This is a genomic window from Peribacillus sp. CSMR9, assembly GCF_033141925.1.
Taxonomy (GTDB): Bacteria; Bacillota; Bacilli; order Bacillales; family DSM-1321; genus Peribacillus; species Peribacillus simplex_A.
Window position 1 is genome coordinate 1 of record NZ_JAOPHO010000126.1, and the last position, 4,891, is coordinate 4,891.

Here is a 4,891-nt window from a genome sequence, read left to right on the forward strand (position 1 = left end):
GTTTTCATAGACACTCAATTGATACCCCAATCCACGCAATGTTTTTATTTCCCCCTCAGTTACAGGCCATGCATCTACAGCCTTACCACCCAATGTTCCAATGCCGTTTAAAACTTTGTTAGAACCGTTGATGATGTAATCCATAAATGAATTATCATCGCCTGTACCTTTTGCGAAGCCAGGGATCGAATTTGTTGGGAAATTATAGCTGCTTAATACAGCTTTTGTCTTATTATGAGGAAGAATAGCTGAACCTCTTGGTAAATTCACCAGTTCAGTACCGGTTGTTCCAACCAACCCAAGTCCTTTACCTGGTAAGTATCCAAGTTCCGGACCTTCTTCACCCACAAAAGATAGACCGCCTTTAAAGGGGCCTTGAAACGTTCCTTTAGCGTTTTCGGGAATGCTGCCAGGATTAAATTTAGGCGGGGACGAGGTTTTATCTTTATTTCCAAATACCTTCTTAACCCAACCAACCGCGCCCTTCAAGAAACTAGTCAAACCCTCAAATGCTTTTCCTACTCCTTTGGTTTCTTTTTGAGCGTTTTCAATATTGACCTCTTTTTGTTTCTTCGAGGCTTTTACAGACTCTTCTTTTTGGAGCGTTGCATTTTTTACGACGCCATCTTTTTTCTTTTTAGCCTGTTCGACGGTCTCTTTCTTTTCCTTTTTTGCATTAGCAACAATTTTGTCAAATTCAGCTTTAGATATGACGCCTAATTTCTTGTATTGTACTTCTGCATTTTCAACTTTACTCTTGCGTTTTTTCTCTGCATTTTTTTTCGTATCTTTAAATTCTCTTTCTGCTGCTTTAATGGTTTGATTCATTTCTTTTGTTGTAATATCATGTCGTTGCTTACTACGTCTCTTGTTTATGGCGGTTATTTCTTCTTCACTCTTGGACGTCTTTTTAATTTTTGTATTATACATCCGATCATTGATTTCGTTAATTTCACGCTTTTCATCACGATTAAGGGCTCTTTTTCCTTTAGAAGCATTACTCATAATTTGCTTAATGCGCTTATTGTCCCCTGTTAATTTATCAATTTCGGCTTTATGCTTTTCATCTAATTTTTTTAGGGCTTCATTTTTATCTTTCTGGGATAAGTTCTTATTGGACTTCAAAGCTTTTACTGCTTCAACACGTTCTTCCTGGTGCCGATCTTTTAAGGATGAAAGAACACTATTGCTCATGGAATCATATTGTTTGATGGTATCATCTTTGATCTTTTTATTAACCACTGTATTAGACAACATGATTTGATTGAGCTTAGTTTTTGCACCGGTATATAACTTGTCATACTCACCTAGTGCCTTTTGGGTCGAAGCTGAAACGCCTTTGATTTTAAGGTTAAGTGAAGCGCCTTTTTCTGCATCTTTTCCAGCTTTTTTTAGAGCTTTTTCTTTTTGATCACGTTTATCAAATACCTTGCCAATTGAAGAACCTACCTTATCTCCGACGATTCCTCCGATAATCCCGCCAGCAATACCGCCGATTGCAGTACCAATACCTGGCACAACCGAACCAAGAGCCGCACCCATTGCAGCACCGCCACCGATACCACCTAAAGTGCTGCCAATACCTCCACCAATCGATTCCTTTGTTCCAGAACCGGTAGCCAATTCATACCCCAATGCACCGACACCAACAACCGTTCCAATTGCGCCAGCACCTTTTATATATTTTAAAGCCTTGGCTCCTTTACCAACCTTCCCTGCATTTTTAGCCATTCTACTTCCTGTAGAAACGGTGGGAGCAATTGTTGTTCCTGCAGGTGACCTTCCGCGACCGGTTACTCCACCGCCACGAACACTATTATTGCGTCTTAATGCCGTGGTATTGGTATTAAGGGCTACTGTCTCCGCATTTAAAGATTGTGTGCTGCCTTTGGTCATGGAAGTAAAACTGCCTAAATTGATGACGCCATTTGATAAAAATTTAAGTAGGCTAGCTCCGCCAAGCGTGATTTTCCCAACTCCAGTGACTAAACCACCGATACCAATGGTTAAAAATCCAAGTGCAGCACCCACACCAGCAGCACCTACACCGATTGCTGTCCATTTTGCAATGGTATGCTGCGTGCCTACGTCAAATTTATTGAACCATCCGACTACATCCTCGATGGTACCTGCAACCGTTTTTATGGTGGGAATCAATGCAGTTCCGAAAGTCGTGGCAGCGCTCTCCGCCTCACCCTTCATTTTTTCAATAGAACCCTTTAATGTGTCCATTTTAGTTTCCGCTACATCATCGGCACTAATTTTATTAATGGCTACACCCATCTCGTCAAACGCTTCAGCCCCTGATTTACTAGCAATCATGGCACCGCGAATCGCATCCGAACCAAAAATGGTATTAAAGGCATTGATTTTTTGTTCTTTTGATAAATTCTTGGTAGACTTTTGAAGAATATTGAACACTTCAGACATAGCTTTAACATTGCCTTGCTCATCAAAAAAGGAAGAGGAAAGATACCCACTTGATTTTTGAAGCCGACCATATTCTTTTCTTAATTTTGCTTTAGTTGCTGCAGAACCAAGTTCTTGCTTCGCTAACTTTCTGAAAGCCTTATCCAAATCAGGAATCGTTCTTGAAGCTGGCTGAATGCCCTTTTCCACTAAGTATTTATAACCTGCCGTCGTATTGGTAGTAGAAATACCCAATTCATCCATCATCGTTGCAGCTGCATCAGTCTGTGGAGACAATCGCATGATCATGGTTTTTAAGGATGTACCCGCATCCGATCCTTTAAGTCCCGCTTGAGCAAAAACTGCCAATGCTGTATTTGTATCTGCAAAGCTAAAACCAACGGGACCTGCCACACTTGAAACCTGGGATAATGAATAATTCATTTCTTCTACAGAGGTGGCAGAGGCATTTGCTGAACCAGCTAGTAAATCGGCTGCTTTTGACATATCAATATTGTCATCTCTAAATGAATTCAACACGGTGGAGGCAATTTCAGCTGCTTGACCTAATTCCAATTCACCAGCTGTGGCTAATGAAAGGGCAGATTTTAACCCACCACTCATGATTGCATCTAAATCGACACCAGCTTTAATCAACTCTTGCAACCCTAGGGCCACTTCTTTATTGCTGTACTTTGTTTCCAATCCGAGATCATTTACAAGGGTGTTAATACCTTTTCCGTATTGTTTCCACTCTTTTGGATTCATGAGTGCTTTAATGTCAGCCATAGCTTGTTCAAAATCCGCTGCTTGTTTGATGGTATAACCTAAACCTAGGCCACCAGCTAAAGTAATACCGCTAAAGCTAGATGAAATCGAACGGCCTGTTTCATTTAATGTTGAACCAGTGTTCATTGCGCGATTAGATAAGCCTCGAAGCTTCGATTCGGCTTTTCCGATATCATCTGCTAACTTACCAATAGAAGGATGGACACTGGAAATTTTCTGATTCAGGGTATTGAACGATGAATTCAATTTTTGTTGTTCATTCACAAGGGACTTGTATTTATTTTTAGCCTCATCGACTCTATGATCATGCTCGCCAAATTCCCTGGTCAAATCCGCCACTTTTTGCTTTTGGATATCGACTATCTGTTGATGGATTTTAGCCTGCTCACTCAATCCTTTAAGCTTATCTTTTTGAGCAGAAAAGGCTAACCCACTTTTTTTCTGACTCTCAACATGGTCTTCCGTCTTCTTTTTAAGTTTAGTCAGTTCGGATTCTAAATCTTTCGTGGACGATGTATAGTCGACCATTTTGCTGGTAGCATCTTTAACTTGCTTTTGCCAGGCACTTTGTCGCTGTACTGCTGTATTAATTTCTTTATTTAAATCTTGTATAACCTTTGAACTTTCCGCGTTTGTCTTGAGCTCATCTTTACGTTTTTCATTCAATTGCTGAATGCGTTTTTCGTTCAAAGACATAATTTTATTCAAGCCTGTAACCTGTTTACCTAATGCACCATATTTATCATCTGCATTATTAAGCACGGCCATATTGGCTTTCATTTCCCGTTCTGCGCTTTTAATCGATCGATTTACAGCTGTTAAAGATTTGGTAAAACTGGTGGACGATAAATCCATTTCAATAATCATTTTTCCAAGTGGTTGGTTTCCTATCAATTAGTTTCCTCCTTTCCTACGATAATGTTTTTACAAAGTCTGCTAAATCCATGACTTTTTCTTTTTTAGGTGTATCGTTATTTAATACTTCCATCAAATGATAGTAATCGGCATTGACGACATCGTGATAACTCATGCCCTGCTGCATTAAATTCAAAAATAACGCATTCAGATTTTCAATGGCTTCTTGCGGGGTTAATCCAGTACCGGCTCCATTTCTCCGTCCTTCATGAACTGAATCAACTTCTGACTCTTTTTTTCGCTGTAACCAAGAACTTTGTAATATACTTCATACAATTTCTCCATCAATTCATGTGCCTGGATACCTTCTAAAATGTCATTTGCTTTAACGCCAAATAAATCAGCAACGAAATTGACCAGGGCCATGGTCGATTCTTCATCATCCTCATAGACGGCATTATTTAGCTTTAATGCGGTTAATAATTGTTTGCCACTTACCCAAGTTTGCGTAAGGGTATTGACCTTTTTTGTTTGTGAATCGGTTAGATCTAATGTGTACATGTTTCATTCCTCCAATTTTATTAATAAAAAAATGAAAAAGCCTCCACAAGGAAGGCTTCTATTTATCCAGCTGGTGGTGTAGCAGGGGGGAATGCATATGTTTTTAACTTTTCTATAATTTGCGTACCGATCCCATAAGCAATGGTTTCGCCATCATTATTCGCGATGCATTCCATCGTCAACTTTTCATCCTCTGGTTCTGCTTGTTTATCTTCGCTTGTTTTAAGCGACACGTCACCCGCAGACATTTTACCTTTTAGTAAAGCAAATAAAACCG

2 protein-coding genes and 1 pseudogene are annotated in these 4,891 nt (G+C 39.7%); all 3 read right to left on the reverse strand.

Annotated elements, in window-relative coordinates:
• Nucleotides 1-4,092, reverse strand: a 4,092-nt coding sequence (locus N9I19_RS23890; protein ID WP_317779205.1) for a phage tail tape measure protein, incomplete at its 3' end; no start/stop codon positions are given.
• 195 nt (nucleotides 4,093-4,287) lie between these two features.
• Nucleotides 4,288-4,614 (reverse strand): phage tail assembly chaperone G, encoded by a 327-nt coding sequence (gpG, locus tag N9I19_RS23895; RefSeq protein ID WP_317779206.1) that lies wholly within the window; start codon nucleotides 4,612-4,614, stop codon nucleotides 4,288-4,290.
• A gap of 62 nt (nucleotides 4,615-4,676) precedes the next feature.
• A pseudogene (locus N9I19_RS23900) lies at nucleotides 4,677-4,891 on the reverse strand (major tail protein); the annotation flags it as partial.

Bases quoted from the DNA above. Each gene is read 5' to 3' on its own strand.
- gpG (WP_317779206.1), bottom strand. From the start codon at position 4,614: ATGTACACATTAGATCTAACCGATTCACAAACAAAAAAGGTCAATACC.